Annotated in this window: 20 protein-coding genes and 1 pseudogene; 7 read left to right on the forward strand and 14 right to left on the reverse strand. The window is 37.2% G+C overall.

Annotated features, from left to right (window positions below; translation table 11 throughout):
* Nucleotides 1–345: 345 nt before the first annotated feature.
* Nucleotides 346–1,626 (forward strand): esterase/lipase family protein, encoded by a 1,281-nt coding sequence (locus ACJROX_RS27020; protein WP_408008280.1) that lies wholly within the window; start codon nt 346–348, stop codon nt 1,624–1,626.
* Between the two features lie 1,104 nt (nt 1,627–2,730).
* On the opposite strand, the gene ACJROX_RS27025 is transcribed toward ACJROX_RS27020, so the two are convergent.
* The 4 genes from ACJROX_RS27025 to ACJROX_RS27040 form a co-directional block, all read right to left on the reverse strand.
* A complete protein-coding gene (locus ACJROX_RS27025) occupies nt 2,731–3,210 on the reverse strand; it encodes an ATP-binding protein (RefSeq protein ID WP_408008281.1) in 480 nt (159 codons plus the stop codon).
* A gap of 526 nt (nt 3,211–3,736) precedes the next feature.
* On the reverse strand, nt 3,737–3,931 hold the full coding sequence (locus ACJROX_RS27030; protein WP_408008282.1) for a hypothetical protein: 195 nt from the start codon (nt 3,929–3,931) through the stop codon (nt 3,737–3,739).
* 147 nt (nt 3,932–4,078) lie between these two features.
* Nucleotides 4,079–4,336 (reverse strand): YolD-like family protein, encoded by a 258-nt coding sequence (locus tag ACJROX_RS27035; protein ID WP_408008283.1) that lies wholly within the window; start codon nt 4,334–4,336, stop codon nt 4,079–4,081.
* Nucleotides 4,337–4,958: 622 nt separating this feature from the next.
* Nucleotides 4,959–5,285, reverse strand: a complete 327-nt coding sequence (locus ACJROX_RS27040) for a helix-turn-helix domain-containing protein (protein WP_408011803.1) — start codon at nt 5,283–5,285, stop codon at nt 4,959–4,961.
* A 59-nt stretch (nt 5,286–5,344) separates the two neighbouring features.
* Between ACJROX_RS27040 and ACJROX_RS27045 the strand changes: the two are divergent.
* The 6 genes and pseudogenes from ACJROX_RS27045 to ACJROX_RS27070 form a co-directional block, all read left to right on the forward strand.
* A pseudogene (locus ACJROX_RS27045) lies at nt 5,345–5,446 on the forward strand (transposase); the annotation flags it as partial.
* A gap of 513 nt (nt 5,447–5,959) precedes the next feature.
* Nucleotides 5,960–6,973 (forward strand): hypothetical protein, encoded by a 1,014-nt coding sequence (locus ACJROX_RS27050; RefSeq protein WP_408008284.1) that lies wholly within the window; start codon nt 5,960–5,962, stop codon nt 6,971–6,973.
* A gap of 368 nt (nt 6,974–7,341) precedes the next feature.
* Nucleotides 7,342–8,934, forward strand: coding sequence for a sodium:solute symporter family transporter (locus tag ACJROX_RS27055; RefSeq protein WP_408008285.1), 1,593 nt, complete (start codon nt 7,342–7,344; stop codon nt 8,932–8,934).
* 484 nt (nt 8,935–9,418) lie between these two features.
* On the forward strand, nt 9,419–9,514 hold the full coding sequence (locus tag ACJROX_RS27060; RefSeq protein ID WP_408008286.1) for a LacI family DNA-binding transcriptional regulator: 96 nt from the start codon (nt 9,419–9,421) through the stop codon (nt 9,512–9,514).
* A gap of 312 nt (nt 9,515–9,826) precedes the next feature.
* Complete coding sequence (locus tag ACJROX_RS27065; protein ID WP_408008287.1) at nt 9,827–10,441, forward strand: hypothetical protein; 615 nt, start codon at nt 9,827–9,829, stop codon at nt 10,439–10,441.
* A 14-nt stretch (nt 10,442–10,455) separates the two neighbouring features.
* Nucleotides 10,456–10,986, forward strand: coding sequence for a hypothetical protein (locus ACJROX_RS27070; RefSeq protein ID WP_408008288.1), 531 nt, complete (start codon nt 10,456–10,458; stop codon nt 10,984–10,986).
* Nucleotides 10,987–11,079: 93 nt separating this feature from the next.
* On the opposite strand, the gene ACJROX_RS27075 is transcribed toward ACJROX_RS27070, so the two are convergent.
* The 10 genes from ACJROX_RS27075 to ACJROX_RS27120 form a co-directional block, all read right to left on the reverse strand.
* Nucleotides 11,080–11,856 (reverse strand): HpcH/HpaI aldolase family protein, encoded by a 777-nt coding sequence (locus tag ACJROX_RS27075; protein ID WP_408008289.1) that lies wholly within the window; start codon nt 11,854–11,856, stop codon nt 11,080–11,082.
* A 110-nt stretch (nt 11,857–11,966) separates the two neighbouring features.
* A complete protein-coding gene (locus ACJROX_RS27080) occupies nt 11,967–12,671 on the reverse strand; it encodes an alpha/beta fold hydrolase (RefSeq protein WP_408008290.1) in 705 nt (234 codons plus the stop codon).
* A gap of 15 nt (nt 12,672–12,686) precedes the next feature.
* Nucleotides 12,687–13,310, reverse strand: coding sequence for a cupin domain-containing protein (locus tag ACJROX_RS27085; RefSeq protein ID WP_408008291.1), 624 nt, complete (start codon nt 13,308–13,310; stop codon nt 12,687–12,689).
* Nucleotides 13,311–13,403: 93 nt separating this feature from the next.
* Nucleotides 13,404–14,837, reverse strand: coding sequence for an aldehyde dehydrogenase family protein (locus ACJROX_RS27090; RefSeq protein ID WP_408008292.1), 1,434 nt, complete (start codon nt 14,835–14,837; stop codon nt 13,404–13,406).
* Between the two features lie 25 nt (nt 14,838–14,862).
* Nucleotides 14,863–16,068 (reverse strand): iron-containing alcohol dehydrogenase, encoded by a 1,206-nt coding sequence (locus ACJROX_RS27095; protein ID WP_408008293.1) that lies wholly within the window; start codon nt 16,066–16,068, stop codon nt 14,863–14,865.
* Between the two features lie 50 nt (nt 16,069–16,118).
* Nucleotides 16,119–17,342, reverse strand: a complete 1,224-nt coding sequence (locus ACJROX_RS27100) for an ester cyclase (RefSeq protein ID WP_408008294.1) — start codon at nt 17,340–17,342, stop codon at nt 16,119–16,121.
* Between the two features lie 94 nt (nt 17,343–17,436).
* Nucleotides 17,437–18,198, reverse strand: coding sequence for an SDR family NAD(P)-dependent oxidoreductase (locus ACJROX_RS27105; RefSeq protein WP_408008295.1), 762 nt, complete (start codon nt 18,196–18,198; stop codon nt 17,437–17,439).
* Nucleotides 18,199–18,234: 36 nt separating this feature from the next.
* Entirely contained in the window at nt 18,235–19,266 is a 1,032-nt protein-coding gene (locus ACJROX_RS27110) for a LacI family DNA-binding transcriptional regulator (RefSeq protein ID WP_408008296.1), read from the reverse strand.
* A 542-nt stretch (nt 19,267–19,808) separates the two neighbouring features.
* Nucleotides 19,809–21,044 carry an ester cyclase gene (locus tag ACJROX_RS27115; RefSeq protein WP_408008297.1) on the reverse strand — a complete coding sequence of 412 codons (1,236 nt, stop codon included), beginning with the start codon at nt 21,042–21,044 and terminating at the stop codon, nt 19,809–19,811.
* Nucleotides 21,045–21,380: 336 nt separating this feature from the next.
* Complete coding sequence (locus tag ACJROX_RS27120) at nt 21,381–22,397, reverse strand: LacI family DNA-binding transcriptional regulator (protein WP_408008298.1); 1,017 nt, start codon at nt 22,395–22,397, stop codon at nt 21,381–21,383.
* Between the last annotated feature and the right edge of the window lie 149 nt (nt 22,398–22,546).

A 22,546-nucleotide genomic window follows, 5' to 3' on the forward strand; every position in this document is an offset into this window, starting at 1 on the left:
AAATCTATTAATTGCTTTTTGCCCCTCTACATCCTGAATTTTTGAGACTAACGGAAAGTAATGTTAAACTAACAATGTCGAGCAAATAGATATAAAAATGCTCGATTCAACGTTTTTTAATATTAGTTTAAAAAGCTTAAAACCTTTTAAAAAATTTAAAAAAGAAATAAATTTTTAGCTTTTTCTTATTGGAACTCTAACGGAACGGAATTTGATGTCATACAGCTATAAGCTTACCGTTTTTTGAACGTAGTCTGAAAATAAGTGGGGTCTGTTAATACTACTTAATTTCTAGAAATTCCTTAGAGTAGTATTTTCAACTCCGAACATTGGGGTGGAATGAGTGTGTCCCTTTGGAAAAAGATAAAAAAAAGAATAAAAAAATTGCTGCCCTTAGGACAGGAGGAACAGAAGGACATAGAATATGAACAGCTTGAGTCTGCTAACCATACTCTTGGTATGATCGACAATGAACCTGTCCTACCCTCCCCTTCGATGACATCAACCCAAACTGATCTTCCTTATCAGGTGATGGAAAGATTTCATGACAGTAAATACTGGGAATGGACAGAACGAATTAGAGGGTATCAAGATCGGTTAACTCAAGAGAAATTTATTCCGGAAATTGAATGTAAGGATGAGGAGATCATTCGGCATTTTGGGTCCTCGCAACCGGCTTCGAATGATGTACTTCTTCATTACTTGCCTGCATTAAAGGAAGTACATCAAAACCCAGTTTTGCTTGTCCATGGTGCCGGACATCATGCAAATCTGTCCTGGTGCGAATCTTTGCATCAGGAAAAAGGGCTTCTCTATTCGTTATCATCGTCAGGAAAAGATGTATTTGCGGTGAGCTTTGCTCATTGCCATGGCGATAACTGGCAGCAAGCGATTCAATTATCAAACATCATTCGACGGATCAAGGATGTGGCCCACACAGATAAAGTCGATTTGATTGCCCATAGTAAAGGAGGAGTACCTGTATGGATCTATTTGGCAGGACTCTGCAGTTCGTTGGATGCGCAATATCAAGGGGAAGTGGAACGGTATATAATGTTGGGGACACCAAATCGCGGATTGGATTTCCCCTTCCGGCATGTCTTCCCTAATTGGTCCGTCATTGAGATGGGAATAAATGCCCCGATTGCTTGTGATTCTATCATGTATTATGGTCTTTACCTAGATACGACGGAGCGAAGCATTTATCGTGATGGTGGTGTGTTTCCGGGTTCCTGTCAGCTCCTGTATCGCTGGGACGATAAATACCCCGTTCAGATTCAGTCTAAAACCTTATACTATGGTGGACAAAATATTCTTCTTCATTCCAGGGGCATCGACGCTGCAATCCGGGAAGGAGATCATTTAATAGAGAAACTGCTGTCTTCACCGATTGATAGCCAGATCAAAGTCCATGTACTAGCTGGTAATCAACCTTATTTTAATGGTATACGTGGGGAGCAAGATGCGGAAAGCGATGGGCTTGTATTTGTAGAAAGTGTCCTTTTTACCGATGGAATCGCTCCTTCCCCTAATCAAGTCAAACGAAAAGATGTCTTGCCTCTTAATCATTTGGAACTGCTTTATCATCCGGATGCACATCAATGGGTATTGGACGGATTTTCATAGTAATTTAGCTAACTAGTTTCTATTCAACTGTTTTTTTTCGATTTTCTTCTTTGGAAGTAGGTGGCAAGAATCCACAATACTTTCCCAGAAATATTTGCTTTGGATTTACATCCTTTACAAAACCAAGCCTACATTGACAATCGTATGATACTGTTTATTGGGATTGCCACCTGTCTTGCGATTTTACTTTTCCTTGTTATCATTTCCTATTTGAAACCTTGGGGAAAAAGAAAAGCACAATCCAAAAAAAGTGCTTAATACATTTTAGGTATTAACACTATCTTTTACTAATCATTGGGATGGTCTTCTGTATTCTGGGTGGTTTTACCCATCCCGAAAAGGTGAAATAAGGTATATTTCCTGAAGAACTATTCTCCATCCTATGTCAATCTACGCGCCCAATGCAGAATGGGTGCTTCCTTATTCAAGATAAGCGCCCGTTTCTTGAATAACAACAAATTCATTATTCCTCGTCTATTTTTAAATTTTTGCAAATAGTTTATAACTGCACCTCTTAAATTTTTTTCTTGATCCTTGTATCTTCTAAAATCTACATCCATAAATTTTATATGAACGTTAATATACTCTTCTTCTCCGCTTGAAGATATATATATTTTTCCTCATCCATCGATTCTTTTACAAAGTTATATTTTCTTTTCTCATCCATTTGATACCAATGTTTCATTTTCAAGTCTTCCGAATTAATATTCTCCACTGATTCTTCTTGAGCACAACCTACAACTAATACAAATAAACTCAAAACATATTATAGTAAAAACAACTTTTTTAATACTTTTCTATTTTTCATTTTTTACCATCCTAAATCAGAAATCCCCCTTTTCTGGAGTAATACAATTTAATGTAAAAGGGTTTCTAGTATCTCTATTTTCTTAATGTCTTTATTATTATTCTTAGTTCTTCTATAACCATCTTTTGATGTTTTTTTATAAACATTAAGGTAATCTTCTACTGACAGTAATCGATATGAAAACCCGTTATCATTCATTTCCTTTAATTCTTTATATTTACACCAGCAAAGTCCCATGTAACCGTCAAGTAGAAATCAACAGTTTTCAGTAATTAAGATTTAACAGTTTTCGATAATTAAGAATCAACACTTTGGCCTTCAAACAATACCTTTCGGTATTTCATGCGGATGCTGTTTTGTTTCTCACTGAACGTCAAAATTTCACTTCGGTGAAGTAAACGATCCAATATAGCTGTTGTAAGCGTCGTGTCTCCTAAAAACTTTCCCCATTCGTTCGGCCCCTTATTTGATATAAGAATAAATGCTGCTTTATCATACATATCGTAGATAAATTGAAAGAATAAATGGGCATCTTGAGGTTCATATGCCATGTACATGACATCATCGATAATAATCAATTCTGAATTCATGATGCGCTTATACCGGGTTTTAGATTTGCTGATGTACTCCCTAGATTTCAATATATAAATCAATCGTTCCATTGAAATAAACGACACCTGGTATCCACGCTCAATTGCGTGGATACCGAGTGCTGTTGATAAGTGTGTTTTACCAACCCCAGTGGGTCCCATCATGATCAGTGTGAAACATTCCAAGATAACTCCTTTAATACATTAAGCTGTTTTTCTCCAATCGCAGACTGTTCTTCAAGTCGAAATTGATTAAAAGTGAGTTGATCCGGAAACTCGGCCCACTTCATTAAAGGATATGGAGGATATGGCATAGATGCAAATGGTGACGGAAAAGCCGATCCATTCGATTTAGAAGATGCGGTGTTTTCTGCAGATTTACTGCCGTTTTATCGTTAAATTTATTAGAGGTGAACGTCAGGAAGCAATCATAAAAATTTTAGACTACATTGAAAATGGAATGGAGTAATGTTTGTAGGAATTATTTTAAAACTAACATTTGGAACTAATTCAAAAGCCCCCTCCCATAAAGGAGAGGGGGAATTGTAACAACGGTTAATCTTATCAACTTTTACTTTTTCATCTTTAACTTTTATTAAGTTTACGGAAGCAATTATATTTGTATTTTCGGATGTATCAACTATTTCGCATCCGGAAACGCTTTTGTTTTCACTTGCATTTACACTTGTGTTTATGAATTATTGATTTGAAATTAAATTATATTTTTCTTGCCTTGATTCCACCAAAGTTTGCGGATCTCTTTTTCCATTTCCGGATAACAACGTGGACAATATTTCATTTGTTGGTTATTATCTATATCTTTTGGGAGCTTCTTTAGGTTTTTAGCCCTTCCTCTTCTCATACATTTATCACATTGATCTAATTCTTCCTTTTTTAAATGTTGCATATCGTAAAATATCCCTCCAATATCTAATCAGTATAATGAAAGCATTTACACAAGCGTAACCGGAAGTATTTTTGGAAATGGAAATAAAATTATTTCTGATTACGGTCGCTTTCACTGCCAATATTTATAGCTAAGAGAGGTTGGTTGTTATCCTTGTATGGCCCTATCTAAATCAAAAATTCTAAGTTCTTTTCCTATTTCATCAAAGTAATGAACACTACCTACGAACTGTTTTATAGACCCCCTATCATAATAAGAAAATTCCAAGGTGCGATTTACTTCCATTGCTTCTAATATTAACTCGTTAAATTCATTATATTGCTGTTCATCAAGGAAAGGCTTTGAGCTTTTTCCGTGTCCTTCTTCATGTCGTCTTAACAATTCAACATGCTCAGGCAACATCATGGTAACCCTCCTTTCTTATAATTCTTAACCTCATTATAGAACGTATGTTCTTATTTTATTTTGTATAAACTAAGTTTTCAACTGAATAATAACGGATTAATTGAAGAGTCTACGAGAATAAAGTCGTTTAAAACACGTTATTCTACAATCGGGCCATATAATTGGTGGGAAATGTTCCTGGCTTAAATGAAATGTGGTCACGCAACTTCGGTAAAGGTCAGGCCGTTTTAGATTTCTAAAACTGAAGGATTATGTCGAGGAGCCGAATGAGGAGGTAACGCTCTTAAAGGCTCTCCCTGCGTCGAATAGCACGCTGACTAGTAAGGAAAAGCGTGTTATAAGCTCGGCTAATAGGTGCGAGAATTTACCGTAACAGTCCGGCTGACGAAAGCCAACCCGATGGGGTGGTGTAAATCATGGTGCTTGGGTTGAACAGATATGGTGAGAATGCAATGAAATATAATGAGAAAAAGTATTGCTGACGAACTTCTGAATATACGGGTCTAAAATGGCGATACATAGAAATGTGTTTATCACTAAATGTGTTGATAGAACAGGTTAACGAATAAGGGATAGATAAAATATTAATTACCAATGAGGGGCATATTACCCCTCGATTTTTTTATTCTTTATTTAAATGTGTCCGATAGTAAGCTTTTCGAAATTCTGTTGGGGTTAATTTTTCGTATTTCTTAAATAGCTTCATAAAATATTTTTCATCAGAAATTCCGATTGTATAAGCAATCTCCTTAATACCAAGGTTTGTAGAAGATAATAGATCTTTTGCTTTAGATACTTTGAGAATATGAATATATTCTTGGATATTTATTCCGATTTTTTGCTTAAAAATGTGAGATAAATAATCTTTATTGTAATTGAACTGTTCTGCTACCGAAGTAACTGAGATATTATCCGTTGTATGTATACGGAGCCATTCAACAATCTTCACTAGATTTTTGTCAGCTTTTGTTTTTTCTTTTGTTGTTTGGAAATTGGTAAGAGCTTGTTCACCCAAAAAAGTTGGTTGCCTACGCTGGAATCGACCCTAGTGTCCATGAGTCCGGCAAATTTAAAGCAACCATCAACCGGATTACAAAAAGAGGATCATCTGAAGGGTTAGGAGCAGGGAATATTACTGTTTTTTTCTTGTTAAAGAGAATACTAATCGCTTTAGGTTGTAGTACGACTTGAACAAAATTATTAATTAAATGCTTTGAAATTTCAGAATTAATTGTTTACTTTTTGTTTTTTATTCGTTATTATACATATATTGAATGCGGTTTCAAAAATTATTTATAAATAAAATACACTAGGTTAGATAGAGTGGGTTAATTGTGAGATGTGGATGTATTAATATTTTTTAATTTTGAATGCGCATTCAAAATTATGTTTTAAGAATTAAATATGCAGTGACAGGGTTTGTGTTCTATTGTAAAGGTAATGAGTTATCTTACGAAATCATGAAATGGTTGTTTGATTTTGTAGTTTCTAAATGTAATAAAGCCATTACAGTGCATTATTACTTTGGAACTTTTAGACAACAATTAAAAACAAACTTGCCGATTTTTTGATCTATGTTACCTGGCTTTATGAGTGTCAAATTTTTAATGTTTGGAGGTTTCTATGAGTAAATATCAAGAAGCAAAGAAGCTAGTTAGAAGTTATTTTGATGCTCTAGAAAATTCAACACCTGAAAATGTATCAAGTGTATTGTATGAATTTACAAGTGAAGATTATTTATGGAGAGGGGTTTACCCATTCCGTGAGCAGCAAGGGGCTCAATCTGTTGCAGAAAAATTTTGGACTCCTCTCATGAACTCACTCAAACATATGCAGCGCCGTCAGGATATATTTATTGCTGGAACGAACGAAATTAGTGGGGAACAATGGGTTATGAGCATGGGGCATTTTATGGGACTTTTTGACAATGATTGGATGGGTGTAAGACGATCAGGAAAAATGATAAACCTAAGATATGCCGAGTTTAATTGTGTTGAGAATAGAAAAATTACGCAATCAGGACTGTTTGTTGACATCATCGGATTTATGCTACAGGCAGGAATAAATCCACTACCACCTTCAACAGGAACATACTTTGTATATCCGGGTCCAAGAAATCATGATGGACTTCTTTTAGAGGATGCACCAGAGGAAGAAGGTGTAGCAACCTTAAACCTTGTAAACAAAATGGTGAATGATTTATCAGAGCTTAATGATAGCGGGGCGATGGGATGTACTCCTGAGCTGCTAGAGCGATCATGGGCCAAGGATATGATTTGGTATGGACCAGGTGGTATTGGAGCGAGCTACACAATCCCAAGATATCAACAGCAGCATCAACTCCCTTTCAGAAACAACCTAAAGGACAAAAAATTTAACGGACATGTTTGCCGCTTTGCGGAAGGCAATTTTGCTTGCTTCTTTGGTTGGCCAAATTTATCTAATATACCAATCGGCGGGTTTCTTGGATTGCCAGGAGGGGAAATCCGTGCTCATATGCAGGTGGTAGATGTGTATTATCGTCAAGGTGACAAGCTTTCAGAAAACTGGGTGTTTATTGATATACCTTATTGGTTAAAGCAACAGGGCTTGGATATTTTTAAACGTACTCAACAAATATTGGACCCTAAACTTTAAACATTTAACATGAATTTAAACGAAAACTTAGATACAATAGGGCCACGAAAATTATTAGCTTCCTTATAATTAACTAAATGTTAGGAAATTTTATCAAATCTATATTTACTTCTCGTTGTATATTCAGTATAAATAAAACCATAAATTCGTATTTAGGAATAGCACAAGTACCTGTTGACCAAAGGATGTAAGTTTAGAAATTAAGTATCAGCAGCATCTCTTCAATAACAAAATTTTGAATGCGTATTCAACAACCATTTAATAAGCAATAATTCTGGCTGAACCGTGTAAAGTATTTTGAATCCGCATTCAAAAAGCTACTTAGCAAGTTTTTCAATAAGTATATTATATGGGGGGTCTTAGAAATTATGAGTTCAATTGATATGTTGATTGTTGCTGTATACATGATAGCTCTCATTATTATGGGGTATTATCTTAGCAAAGGAAATAAAACGCAAGATGATTATTTTGTAGGTGGAAGATCAGTTGCTACACTCCCAATAGCCCTTTCGATAGCAGCGACAACGGTAAGTGCAAACGGATTTATAGGTGGGCCAGGTTGGGCTTATGGTTCAGGGTTAATGGCGTTTATGCTGAATTTCAGTATTCCAATTGTTTTATTATTGACACTATCCATATTTTTGCCGTTTTTCTACAATTTAAAAGTTACATCAATCTATGAGTATATTGAAATGCGTTTAGGGGGAAAAAGTAGACTTCTTGTTGTTATCGGATTTATCGTATCAAATGTTATCCAGGTTGGATCATTTTTATTTATCCCCTCATTAGTGATTCAAACATTCACAGGGTGGTCGTTGACGACGGTTGTTCCAATTGTTGTAACGGTTGCAATTTTATACACGTTACTAGGTGGAATTAAAGCTGTTATATGGACAGATGCGATCCAAATGGTTGTTCTGTGGGGAGGAGTTATCGCAACGATTGTAATCGTATTGAATAATATGGATATTGGATTTTTTGAGGCGATGAAAGTCGCGAAGCAAGAAGGTAAATTAGATGCCCTTGATTTTTCTTTAGATTTTAAACTAGAAAATGGAGTCTGGGTAGGATTAATTGGCGGACTATTTATGTGGCTAAAATATTATGCTACAGACCAAACACAAACACAACGAATGTTTGCTGCGAAATCAATTAATGAAGTTAAGAAGTCTATTTGCATAAGTGGATTTGTCATGAATATTATGTATTTCGTATTTATGATCCTCGGAGTATTGCTTTTCGTATACTTTGGTGGGAAAGAGTTCGATAACTCCAATAATATCATGATCACGTTTATTGCGAATAATATTCCTGTAGGTGTACTAGGTTTAATTATTGCTGGGATTTTTGCTGCTGCGATGTCAAGTATAGACTCCGTACTAAATTCCGTTACAACTGTATTTGTAAAAGACATTTATGAGAAATTTATTACGAAGGGAAAACAAGCATCTTTAAAAGTTTCGATGATTTTTACATTGGCATTTGGAATTATGCTTATAGGATTTACCCTTATGGCCTTTAGTGGAACGACAGCATCCATACTAAAGACTGTAGGTAGTTATCTTTCTTATTTCTCTGGATCCATATTGGCAATGTTCTTATTAGCGATGTTTACGAAAAAAGCAAATGACAGCGGTGTCGCTATCGGCTTTGTATTAGGAATTGCGATTACAACGTACATCGGAAAACTTGGATTAGTGAACTGGCTATGGAATTACCCTATCGGATGTACTATCACACTTATTATAGGTTATGTTGCTAGTTTAATCTTTAATGAGAATCTCAAAGCTGGATTTGAAGAATTCACTTTTAAAGGACAAAGGGATAAGCTTATTGCAGAAGGAAACATAACTGATTCAGAAGGTCATTCAATCCTTCCAGGTGGAGTTGATAAATACTCTTATGCCTTAATCGGGTTGTTTATCGTACAAATTATCGTTTTGTCATTTATACAGATGTAATAAAGAAAACTGTAAGTCGGAAATGATAGAAAATGATTAAATTAAATACGTATTAAATTTATAGCTTTAATTCTAAAAGATATGCAAGCCGGTTTCGTAGATAAAACGATTTCTAAATAAGAAAACTTAAATGTTGTCATACTAAATTCCTATCATACGGGTTGCGTACTTTATTCATAAACTTGTAAAATTTTTTCGAAGACTTCGTTATATTATCATAGCTTGCGTAATTATTTTGTAACTTGAGCGAATTTCAACCCAATTTCGGGTGGACTTTTTATCTACTTTACCTATTATAAAGTAGGCTAGAGGTATATAATTCTTTTGGTCTATAACGTATTGAACGCAGCGAAAAGTGTTTGTGATTATCTGGAAGTTTGACTATAATGAATTTTTGAATCCGGATTCAAAAGTCTTAAAGCTATGACTTACGGAAACCGCATTCATTCTTATCAGTTCTTAATAGACGAAAGGGTTTTGATTCATGAAGGGCAGAATTAGTGCATACGATGTAGCCAAAAAGGCTGGCGTTTCCCAGTCAACTGTATCAAGAGTACTTATCACCAAAACCATTTTGTGATGGAATACCTGATTATTTAGGCGGAAACCATATTACACGCTTTGCAGAAGGAAAGTTTGCTCCTTTGTTGGGTGGCCTAGTATTTATGCGACCCATACGGGAGATGTATCGTTAGGGCTCCTGCAACAAATAAAAAAGTCACAATGCGTTTAATGGACTTCTACAGAAGGGATGGCGATCTATTAGTTGAGAATTGGGTCTATATTGATATGGTTGATTTTCATATACAAATTGGGATAGATGTCTTTGATCGTAAGAAACTAATCAGAATGTATTCAAATCATAATCATTTTAAAAGGTGGAGGTAACGTTATGAATGTCGATAAAATTGTAAACGAAAGACAAAAGTTAGAGTATATTGTTGACAATTGCAAATTCGAGACGGTAGAACAGGTTTGTGAGCTTTTTGAGGCCTATACACATCTTATTTGGAAGTATAAGCAGGTTGGAAGGATCTATGATTTTTATTATGACGATATGATTATCCATCGTGAAGGTGGAAATGACCTTGTCGGTGTCGATCAGGTTGTACAGGACACACTCGCATGCTTAGCTGCATTTCCAGATATGGAATTCAAGTTTTATGGGATACATGGTGTTGGAAACCCTGAGGAAGGATTTAGGTTTGGACAAGCTGTTCATTTTTCTGGTACTCATAATGGAATCAGTAAATATGGTTTAGGTAATGGGGAATCTCTCCCTCCTCATGAATGTGTTGATCTTTGTGAGTGTTTAATCAAAAAAGTTGATGGCAGATGGAGAGTTGTAGAAGAATGGGGTACACGAAGTACAGAAACTATGGATCGTGTTCTAAGAGCTGGACGTTCGAAAACAGGAGAATCTATTAGTAAGCATAAGACTAAACAAGTGTGTCAAGCGATTAATGATGAAATAGAAGAATCAAAGGAAGTTGAAGTACAAGTTTAATAGATTAAGAACACATGAAGGGAGATATGGACATGTATAAATCGGATCAACTTTATGAAGAAATGAAAACGGTAGAGGGAAAAATCAAAAGTATCGAGATTACTGATGCTGAAAGTCTTGTAGATTATTTTAAACAGTATACAACGCTGATCTATAACTACAAATGGATAGGCAGTATTTATGACATATATGCTAATGATGTTTCAGTAACCAGGGAAAATGGACGTAAACTCATTGGAGCTGAAGCAATTGTACAAGACACGACGGAATTGTTAGCAGGTTTTCCAGACCTTGAGTTGACTTTTGCTGATATCTTTGCGGTACCTGATGGTCATGGAGGGTATAAATTGTGGAGGCATTTCTACCTTGATGGAACTAATCTTGGTTACAGTAAATATGGAGCTCCGACAGGTAAATCTCTGGAGAATAAAAAGTCAATGGGGTTAAGTATGTCAACTACAAGATTTATTGAAGGTAAATGGAGAATATTATATGAATACACCATGTATAGTGGCGAATGGATAAGACAAGTTTGTACGAAGTAAGAATAAAAAGGAAACCAATTTGAAAACAAAACATACTACAGGTTGTCCATCTTAGTTTATGTACAACCTGTAGTGATAACTAAGATAAATGGATTATACTTCTTCTTTACAACTTATTTGAGTAGCATCGACTACTTGTTCCAAGGACTTTAAGATCACCGAAATTGCTACAACCCCTACATAGCTCGCGCCTTTTAAGAAGGCGCGCTGTGCTCCTGTCGAATCAGAAGCGACTGTCCCAATTTTAAAATTTTCCTCAGCAGCCTTTCGATATAGATCGCTAACGACCTTTTGAACTTCCGGATGTTTTGGACCTTCGGATTTGTAGCCCATATTGACTGATAAATCAGTAGTGCCGATAAATGCCATATCAATTCCATCTACAGTCATGATTTCTTTGAAGTTCTCTACAGCTTCTAGTGTTTCAATGTGCGGAATAACGAGTATTTTTTCATCGGAAGCCTCTAGAAATTCACTGCCACTGTCTTTGCCAAATCGTGCTGCTCGATGTGAGTAAGCTGCTCCTCGCGTTCCCCTCGGGGGGAATTTCGACTTTTGGACGGCTTTTTCGGCGTCCTCCTTCGTATTGACCATTGGAACTTGGATTCCCTTGGCTCCTCGGTCTAATGCTTTTTGAATGCTTGCATTATCATAGGATACACGTACAATCGGAACGACATTGACGGATTCTGCTGTACGAATCATATTTTCCAATTCTGAGTGACTGAAAGCCCCGTGTTCATCATCGATGACAACAAAATCAAAACCTGAATAGCCCATTAGTTCTACTAGATTGGGAGAATAAATCCCTATAAAACTACCAAGTACCTTTTCACCATTACTAAGTTTTTCCTTAACAGCATTCTCCAATGGACATCGCTCCTTGTTATCTAACCAACCTCTAATCAGTTTCGAACAGACTGGTTAGAGGCCGGTTTGAATTTATGTTGGGATCTAAAATCGTTGTTTCTATTTTTAGATTAATGAGTTAGGAACCACTCCTGTAATGCGTGAGTAACAGCTTCCGGCCGTTCCATACTACTTAAATGACCACAATGGTCAACAACAACTAATTGGGAATTCGGTATAAGGTCCAGCATTTCTTCGTGCAGTTCTACGGGACATATGCAATCATCTCGACCGACTAAAAGAAGAGTCGGACACTGAATGTCCTTTAATCGATCCCGTGCATCAGTCCGGGTCTTTACTGCCATTAATTGACGTTTATACGCATGTGGACCGATTTGATCGGACATATCCGTAATCACTGATGTTAATTCCTTATCATTTAATCGGTCAGGATGGATCAGATTTGGCAGAAGATGTTTTTTAGTAATCTCACTGAATCGTTCTCCCTCAATCATGGTAATAAAGTTGTCCCATATTTTAAGTTGTTCGGGCTTAGGACCATATGGATTCGAATCGAGTAAAGCAAGCTTCGTTATTCGTTCAGGTTCCTGTCGAATAACTTCCATCGCAACAATACCACCAAGCGATAAACCAGCGAGTGCAAATTGTTCAGGTGCATTGTTTAAAATTGATTTTGCCATCCCTGCTATGGATTCGTCTTTTGTAAGGTCACCAACCGTGACTTCAGAAAAGTCTGCTAGATTTTTAAGTTGATGATCCCAAAGTCTGTCGTCACACAATGTGCCAGGTAGCAATAATAATGGCTCTTTCTTCATTTTATAAATCCCTTATTATTTTTCCCCTGCACGTAGTTTCTCTGCCATTTGTTTTTCAAGTTCATTGAAGTTTTCCGGTTTGATCATTTTTCCCGTGTCATCAGCATGAAAACCGAACTCGGCTGCCTTTTTAATCACTTGTGGTGACCAATACGGGTCTTTCCCATCGAATGCCTTATGTTGCTCGAGTACTGCAAAGCACCATGCATCCTCATTGCTAACATTTTCAAATCCACGCCATAATCCAGGTGGCAATGAAATCATGTCCCATGCATCGATAATCGTTTCACCTTCAATTTCGTCCTCGCTGTTCCCCCAGTAGAAACGCCATTTCCCCGTAAGCGGAAGGAATGCTTCGATATAGTCATGGGTATGATAGGCGGGTCCATTTCCCGGAGGTGCTTTTACCATTCCGATTTGAAATCCGTGTGGCTCTGTAATCTCAGGTGAATATTTATCATTTTCACTCGCCGTATCACCAATTAAAGCATAGTTTAGGCGTTGGTGCCCTGGGATTATGCTGTCGATAAACATTAGTGGAATCGCCTTTGATTTTAATTTGTCAAAGCGGACAATCCAATTTTTCTCCATTTCTTCATTCGAAACTACTTTTTTCACTTTTGGCTGTTGGGTAACCATTATGAATCTCCCTTTCTATGTCCATTTTAAGATTGAAATAAACTTGTAGTAGTCTTTCAAAAATAGATTGATAAAATAACAGGCACCATCAAGTTACAGTTTGAACGTGACAAGCTTTAGCTCCGTCATTTCTTCAACCGAATACTTTATTCCTTCACGTCCTGTTCCACTGTTTTTCACTCCGCCATACGGCATTTGATCGACACGGTATGTTGGAATGTCGTTAATCATCACCCCCCCGACTTCAATACGATTTACAGCGTCAAACGCTTTTTGAACAGATGTCGTATAAACCCCGGCTTGGAGACCGTAGTTGGAATCATTGACAAAATCAATCGCTTCATCCAACGTTTTGTAAGGTAGGATATTAACAATTGGTGCGAATGCTTCTTGACAACTGATAGATAATTTTGACGACCCTCCTGTGATAACGGTAGGATCCAATATGGCTTTGTCACGTTTCCCGCCGTACGCAATCACAGCTCCTGATTGTGCTGCCTCAAGCAGCCAATTTTCCACCCTTTTCGCTTCATTGTGATGTATCATAGCGGAAAGGTCTGTATCCTCGGACATTGGATCCCCAACTATAAGCTGTTTGGTCTTTTCGATAAATTTATTGATAAATTGGTCATATAGTTCGTCCTTCACGTATATCCGTTGGACAGAAATACATACTTGACCGGCAAAACTATAAGCCCCTTCCACGCAGCGATTAACGACGGAATCCAGGTTCTCTGTACTGTCAACGATGACGGCAGAGTTTGAGCCTAACTCAAGTGTTACTTTTTTAAGACCAGCTTTTTCTTTAATCCCTAGCCCGACTTCGAGACTTCCTGTGAATGTGACCATTTTGACACGCTTGTCCTTTATAAGCAGGTCGCCAATGACACTCCCTTTTCCGGTTACAACGTTTAATACGTTTGCAGGTAAACCAGCCTCTTCAAAAATTTCCGCTGTCAATAATGCGCTTAAAGGCGTCTGGTTCGCCGGTTTAAGAACCACTGAATTCCCTGCTGCAATCGCAGGACCTAGTTTATGTGCGACAAGGTTAAATGGAAAATTAAAAGGTGTAATCGCAGCAATAATACCTAATGGTTCGCGGACCGTGTAAGCAAAGCGATCTTTCCCGTTTTTCGCTGCATCCATTGGAATTGTCTCGCCATTAATGCGTTTCGCTTCTTCAGCAGCAAATTTATACGTTTCGATTGTTCTTGCAATTTCGGCACGTGCCGCCTTTAGTGGCTTTGCACATTCCTTCGCCAAAATTACAGCTGCTTCTTCAGAACGCTTTTTGAATAACAGTGAAACATTTTCTAGTATTTCCGACCGTTCAAGGGACGTCATGCTTTTGATGGTTAACGCCCCCTTTTTCGCACTATCGAGCGCCTCTTCAACTTCTCTTGGAGTAGAAAGTGGTATAGTTGCGATAACTTCATCATTATATGGAGATTTTAACTCGTAAGAATCCCTGCTTTCCTGCCATTTACCCGAAATGAATAACTTCTTTTTTTCAATATTCCTTAACATTTTCATCACCCCTCGTTCCTAGTTTTTAATACCCTTCATACGCTTTTTCATATATTTGCAGAATCTTTTGTTCTGTTAACCGATAGGGAGTATTTGATAACAGTCGATCGATTGTTGAGGATTGCTGGGCAAGAAGCGGTAAGTCTTCTTGTCTAATTCCAAGCTCTGACAATGATGTCGGAAGGTCAAGCGTTTCCAACAGTCCATATAGGTATTGAACTACAGCATCCAAGGCGTTGTGGGGATTATTGTTAAAATCACCAAGCTGTAAGTAGGTTGCAACATCGATCATTTCTTCCGTGCAGGTAGTTCCTGTCACTTCAAAAACAAACGGCATAAGCAGCGCATTGGCGACGCCGTGTTCGATGTGATACTTTCCTCCTAGCGGATAGGCTAACGCATGAACGGCACCTACACCGGCATTTGCAAGAGACACCCCAGCCAAAGTACTAACCCAGCTCATTCCTACACGACCATTAAGATCTTTACCGTTGTGCACAGCTTTCGTGATGTTAGAGGAAAAGAGTTTCATCGCTCTCTCAGCATAAATTTTCGTTAATGGTGTCGCGCGGACTGCAACATACGACTCAATCGCATGGGTAAATGCATCAACCCCCGAGGCAGCTGTTACTCTTGAAGGGCATGAAAGCGTAAGTACAGGGTCAACAATAGCTAGGTCAGGTAAAAAACATTTACTGACAAGTCCCCGCTTTAATTCCTGTTCTTCGTCTCCAAAGATTGCATTCATCGTCACTTCCGAGCCAGTTCCAGATGTCGTTGGCAGTAAAATACACTTTACGGACCGGGAATTTACCGTTTCCCTACCGTTTAAATAAGGTGATACATCTTCCTTATCTGCAAGTGCTGCTGTGGCTTTAGCAACATCAAGGGCGCTTCCTCCTCCAATCCCGATCACAAGCTCACTATTTTCTTTTTTCACATACCTGATTGCACTCTTCAGCAAATTAAACGTGGGTTCCCCTGTAATTTCTGTAAAAGTGGTAACTTCGAGTCCCAAAGGATCGATTAAATCGAGAACCCGTTGAACGACCCCCGCACGTTCTAACCCCTTATCACTAATGATGGTTATTTTTTGTACCTCGAGCTTTTTAACCTCGTCTACTAGTGTGTGGAATGTGTCAATACCAAGGCGAAGATTGCCGGGCATAAAGAAATCTTGTGATGTGATGTTGGTTACCTGTTGTTGTTTTTGTAATGTTTGCGTAGTCATTATTTTCCCTCCCATATTTGAATCCGCATTCAAAAGATTGGCAAAATGATTCACACTTGATTGCATTCACCATTTGTTAACCCTATTTGGTCCGATTTATCTGGTTTATAAAATTCATCATCGGTGTTTAAGTAAATTTGTCTTAGAACATCAAGGCCATCAAAGGTGATCCACTCTTCTGTAATTTTCCCATTGCGGACCAATAAATGGGAAATTCCGAGAATCTCAACCGGTTTTCCACTCGGTTGACCAAAATATCCGATCCCCTCATGAAGTCCTTGTAGTCGCCATCTGACCGCTACATCCCATTCATTTTCAGAAGGCCTTTCATTGAACGTCACCCTTTCAACAATAAATTTCGAACTTGGGAACGAAGCGAAAAGACTAACCAACATTCCTTGAATTTGATTTGCTCCGACCAAGTCTTTATCACAAATATAATGGACGACCGCATTATTCGAGTAGAAGTCTTTAATGTGATTGAACAGTCGCCATTCCCAAACTTTGTTGTACATCTCTAAAATTAGGTCACCGATTTCAAAATCCTCTGAACTAGGAGTATACACTTTAGGCATAATTTGTCCGTCCATTGTTTGGCTTGCTCCAAAACGTGATTGCAGTGCTGGTGTTTTATTTTCTGAATTCCTGGCAAGTTTTTTTGCTACGGATACTGGATCAAAGCCTAACTGTTTTACGATATACAGGTTGTCCCTAACTAGCCATTCTTCTACGATCCTGTTCGAATGGACAAAGCAATCGACAATGGTTCTGAAAAAGGCTTTATTTCCTGTTGCAGGTCCAAAACTTGAGGCCCCTAGATTTGTAGCATTCGAGACGATCCGATGCGATGATAAAAATCCTTCTTTATCATTACCGGACCAGATGATATTTTCCCCAATTAGTTTTCTATCAGGAAACGCATGTAAGGTTTGAAGTGTACCCGATACTACCTCATTGACCCCTTGAACATTAACGGTTCCAGCATGCATAACCACATCGTTATGGTACGTTTGATATATAATGCCGATTCCATTCTCTTCCCAAATCCGATGGGTAATTTTCATAATATAATCGACAAAGTCTACATAATCATCATCAAATCCGTTCATGCTTTGTTTCCGGTCTTTGTTCTTTGAAAACTCGTTATAATCTGCAAAACCTACTGGATTAACTTCATTTGAGTCCCCGTAAAAGACGTTGTCATGAAGCGGTTTTTGACTTCGAAAGTTTTTTACATCTTGCTTCTCTAAGTGTAATTCATCTACTTTTGACATTGTTCTTCCTCCCTTTCTTTAAGTAATAGCTGTTTGAATCCGCATTCAAAATAACTCAAAAAAATTTTAATAACAATAGTATTCGATTGAAAAATTAAATGGCAGTCCATCCTCCATCGACCTTGATCGTTTCACCTGTTATAAAGTTCGCCATATCAGATGCAAGGAAAAGGACAGCCCCCGTAACATCTGATGGTTGAGCTAATTTTCCTAAAGGAATTCGATTCAAAACATCTTGGTGGAAGTCTTTGTCTTCAAACATATTAGCAGTGAATCCCGTTTCTATAAACGTTGGGGCGACGGCATTAACGTTTATGTTGTAAGGTGCCCATTCTACTGCAAGCGCCTTTGTGAGCTGAACCGCTCCCCCCTTACTAGAACAATACGCTGCCCGTTTGATATATCCGACAAAGGCCATCTGGGAAACAATATTGATGATTTTCCCCTTTTTTTTTGGAATCATATACTTTCCGGCACGCTGCGTACAAAAGAAACTTCCTTTAAGATTCGTATCTATAATCGAATCCCAGTCATCCTCTGTCACTTCCATTGCGGGCTTTGGAATGTTGACCCCTGCATTATTAACGACTACATCCAAACCGTTCATTAACCGAACAGCCTCGTCAACCATTTTAGTTACTTCCGATACGTTTTGCATATCCGCTGCAATTGAAAAACATTCAGGACTGTGCTTTTCCATTTCCCGAACGGCTGCTGACAAGGTTGTTTCATTTCGGCCGGTAATAGTGACCGTTGCTCCAAGCTTTGCAAATGCAAGGGCAATATCCTTGCCAATTCCTTTACTGCCGCCGGTAACTAAAACCCTTTTCCCCTGTAGTTCAGTAAGGTGTGTCAAATTGATCCCTCCAAGCACAAGTCATGTTTGTTTATTTTAATTTTCATTATTAAAACGGTTAATCCCTGTTGTTCTTCGTGGTATTAAATCAGGCTCCAATAAAATTTGAATAGGAGATTCCAAATCATCACTTTTTTCAATTAGCGATACCAGTTTTTCCAAAACAAGCGTAGCCATTTTTTCTTTCGGCTGCGTTATTGTAGTCAATCCGATAAATTGGTTTTTAGCCATATCAATGTCATCAAAACCAATTACAGATAGTTCTTGTGGTACATCAATATTTTCACTGGTCGCTGCATCTAGAACTGCCAGTGCCATTTGGTCTGAAGCCGCAAAGATACCGGTAGGCCGAGTTGGTTTTTTCAGCAGTTTTTTTGTAAACTGATAGACTTCATCATAAGAGAATTCCTTATCGTATACGAATTGTCTATTCACATTGATCCTCAACTCTTTAAGTCCATCTTGAAAACCTAAATTTCTAAGATGGGTCGTTAAATATTTTGATGGACCTGCAATAAAACCAATATTACGATGGTTTAATTGATAGAGGTGCTGAACTGCAAGCTTTGCACCGTTGTAGTTATTGACTGCAATGTAATTAACTTTTTCATGGTTCATCATGCTGTTATAGAGGACAACAGGAAAGCCTTGATCATAAAGTTCTTTTATCTTTTGATTATCTTTATCTGCAGATGCAATGATGATACCATCGACTCGTTTCCCGATAAGCGTTTGAATGTATTTTTCTAGATTCTCATCTTTATGGTTTGTGTTGCAGAGGATTACATCGTATTCCATGTCTTGTGCTTTTCCTGTAATCACCTTTGCCGATTCAGCAAAAAATGGGTTTGTTATATCTCCAACAATCAAACCAATCGTCCTCGTTTTTTTACTTGCGAGGCTTCTTGCGATTTCATCTCTTGTAAACCCTAATTCTTTAATCGCCACAAGCACTTTTTGTCTTGTTGATTCTTTAATATGTGGATAATCATTAAGTACTCTGGATACCGTCGATTGTGAAACTCCTGCTTTACTTGCAACATCATATGCACTAGTTCTGCCTTTCATAGATCAAAGTCCTTTCATCTACTGTAATACTTATTATCCTATTGAATTCAGATTGAGGTATATTAAATCGATAAAAATAATATTGAATCCGGATTCAAAACTAATTGTATCCCAATCTTCTGATAATTGCAAATTTATTTATTTTTATGTGTTGTATTTGGATCTTAACTTGAACTTTAACAATTTAACTTACAGCAAGACGGACTTTACAACGTTAAGAAAATTTGCCTAGAAAACTTCATGAAGAAAGAAAACAACGTAGCTTTGTTATGGGATGAATCAAAGTTCTAGGTTGTAATTAACAAGGTTATGTTACAACAGTAAACAACAAATGGATACTTTTTATAAGGAATAATCGAGGATACAGAATGAGGGGTCCTAGTAGAATTAGTGGCTACCAAGACCCAAATATCAGGAAATTGGATATTTCATATATTTTAGGGGTAACATGATTAAACCCAAAAAAGCCCTTGAATCTTAGTAGCTTGTGCCTTCTTTAATTCCCCGTTTCAACAATTCTAAATCCTAAATAATTTATTTGGTTAAAGGGAGTTAATCAATTCTGTATAACCATTTATATTTACAATTGTATTGTCCTCATTAAATTCATTATCGCTACTTGAATAGATTTGCCTTAAGACATCTATTGCATCAAATACAATCCATTCCTCTACAATTTTTTCATCCCGTACTTTGAGATGACTTGCACCAAGAATCTCAACAGGTTTACCACTTGGCTTTCCAAAAACACCTATTCCTTCATGTAGACCTTGTAATCTCCATCTGACTGATACGTCCCACTCATTTTTAGAAATACCTTGATTGCATGTTACTCTTTCAATGATGAATTTGGCACAAGGAAAAGAAGCAAACAGGCTGATAATCATTTCTTGAATCCGATCGAATCCTATCAAATCTTGATCGTTAATATAATGTATAACGGCATGATCAGCATAAAAGTTCGTAACGTAATTAAATAAACGACATTCCCACACCTTATTGTACATTTCTAGTATAAAATCACCGATCTCAAAATCACTGTACTTTTTGGTGTATAATTGAGGCACTAGCTGTCCTTCCATCGGATCTCCGGACCCGATACTTCCTTGGAATGTAGGTGCATTATACTTAGTGTTTTTTGCAAGTTTTTTAGCAACTTCAACTGGATTAATTCCTAGTTTTTTAACAATGGAAAAGTAATCTCTATAAAGCCATTCTTCGACAATTCGGTTGGAATGGACAATACAATCTGCAATAACTCTAAAGGAAACCTTTTTACCTGTCGGAGGTCCAAATACACTCCCTCCTAAATTGGTACCATAAGACAAAACCCGATGGGATGTATAAAAACCTTCTCTGTCGTTACCTGACCAAATGACATCTTCTCCAACTACCTTTCTGTCGGGAAAAGCATGCTGCATTTGAATTGATCCGGAAACTACCGAATTAACCCCGTGTGAGTTAATGTTACCGGTATGTAAAATTGTCCTATTCGAGTAGTGAGTATAAATTAAACCAAAACCTTTCTCTTCCCAAATGCGGTGGGTGCATTTAATAATATAGTCAATTATATCTAAATACTCATCGTCAAAACCTCTCATACTTTGCTTCTTTTCCTTGTTTACCGAGAACTCATTATAATCCGAATAGCCTAGCTTGTTTACCTCCTGACTATCCCCATAGAAAACCTTCTCATGGGCGACCTTTTGGCTATTAGTGGTCTCAGCATCTGTTGCTTTTGTTTGGTTTTCCGTTTCGTTTAAAACTGAATTTGTCATGTTTGCACTCCTTTATAATTTACTTTCCGAATTTATTGTTCCCCCGTAAAAATCGAACATAGGCAGGCATCAAAATTTTCCACAATCTTCAATGAATACGTACTTCAGCAATTCATTAGAATTATCCCAAACCATTGCAACAACTATCACATTAAAGCCAGGTACGGATCTGTTCTATATATAACTCCTAGTAATTACAAATCTTCGGTTAGTTTAGTTGTTTAACATTAACTTGTGTATCCCGGTTACTATGGAAGTCGCATCAATATCACTAAATGATATTGATGCGTTCTCAACATTTAATACAATTTAATTGGCTATCAATCTATAAATTTTTTACCCTTTTGGAACTAAACCTGTTGTATTACGAACAATAAGTTCAGGTTCCAACGTTATTTGTATAGGAAGTGTTACGGATTCACGTTTGTTAATTAACAATAGAAGTTTTTCTAAGGCGGTTAAGGACATTTCTTCCTTTTGTTGTGATATTGTTGTCAAACCAATATATCGATTTGAGGAGATACTCATATTATCAAAGCCTACAATCGATAACTCTTCTGGAATACGAATATTTTTGCTTGCTGCTCCATCCATTACTGCTAAAGCCATTTGATCGGAAGTTGCAAAAAAACTGGTTGGTCTATCGTCCCTACTCAATAATTCAATTACGAATTCATAAACTTTGTCATAGGAAAATGCCCCATCATAAACATAATCTTGTCTGTAGTCGATGCCTCGTTTTTTCAATGCAGCTTTATATCCTACATAACGATCAAAGAGGGTTAGATACTTTGGTAGTCCATTTATAAAGGCGATTTTCTTATGGCCCAAATCTACTAGATGATCAACAGCTAGCATTGCTCCTTTTTTGTTGTCGAGGACGATATAGTTTGAACTTTCATCCTCAACCCTACTATTAAACAAGACTATTGGAAAATTTAACCCATATAAATCTTTAATTATTGTACTTGTTCGATTAACAGAAGATATTAATATTCCGTCAACACGTTTACTCATTAATGTTCTAATGGAATGATCTAAATTTCCATCTTCATGGTTCGTATTACTAACTATTACATCATAATTTAGTTTTTGGGCTTTTCCGATTATAATTTTTGCTGACTCTGCAAAAAACGGGTTCGAGATATCACCAACTATTAACCCTAAAGTGTTTGTTTTGTTTGTTACCATACTTCTAGCAACAGAGTCAGGAGTGAACTTTAATTCATCGATGGCATCGAGAACCCTTTTTCGTGTAGATTCCTTTATTTGTGGGTAATTATTAAGAACTCTAGAAACTGTAGTTTGCGATACTTTCGCAACACGAGCTATATCGTTAACGGTGATCTTCATCTTCAGGATCCTTTCAAAACGATCTTTTTTCTACAAATTAATGTAAGTGTGTATTGACTCCTACATTAATGATTTGAAAACGTATTCTGAATACTCTGAATGCGTTATCATTTTACCATTTCGATTGGATTATTGAAAATAAACCAAAA

Source organism: Pseudalkalibacillus sp. A8 (assembly GCF_045920555.1).
GTDB lineage: Bacteria > Bacillota > Bacilli > Bacillales > Fictibacillaceae > Pseudalkalibacillus.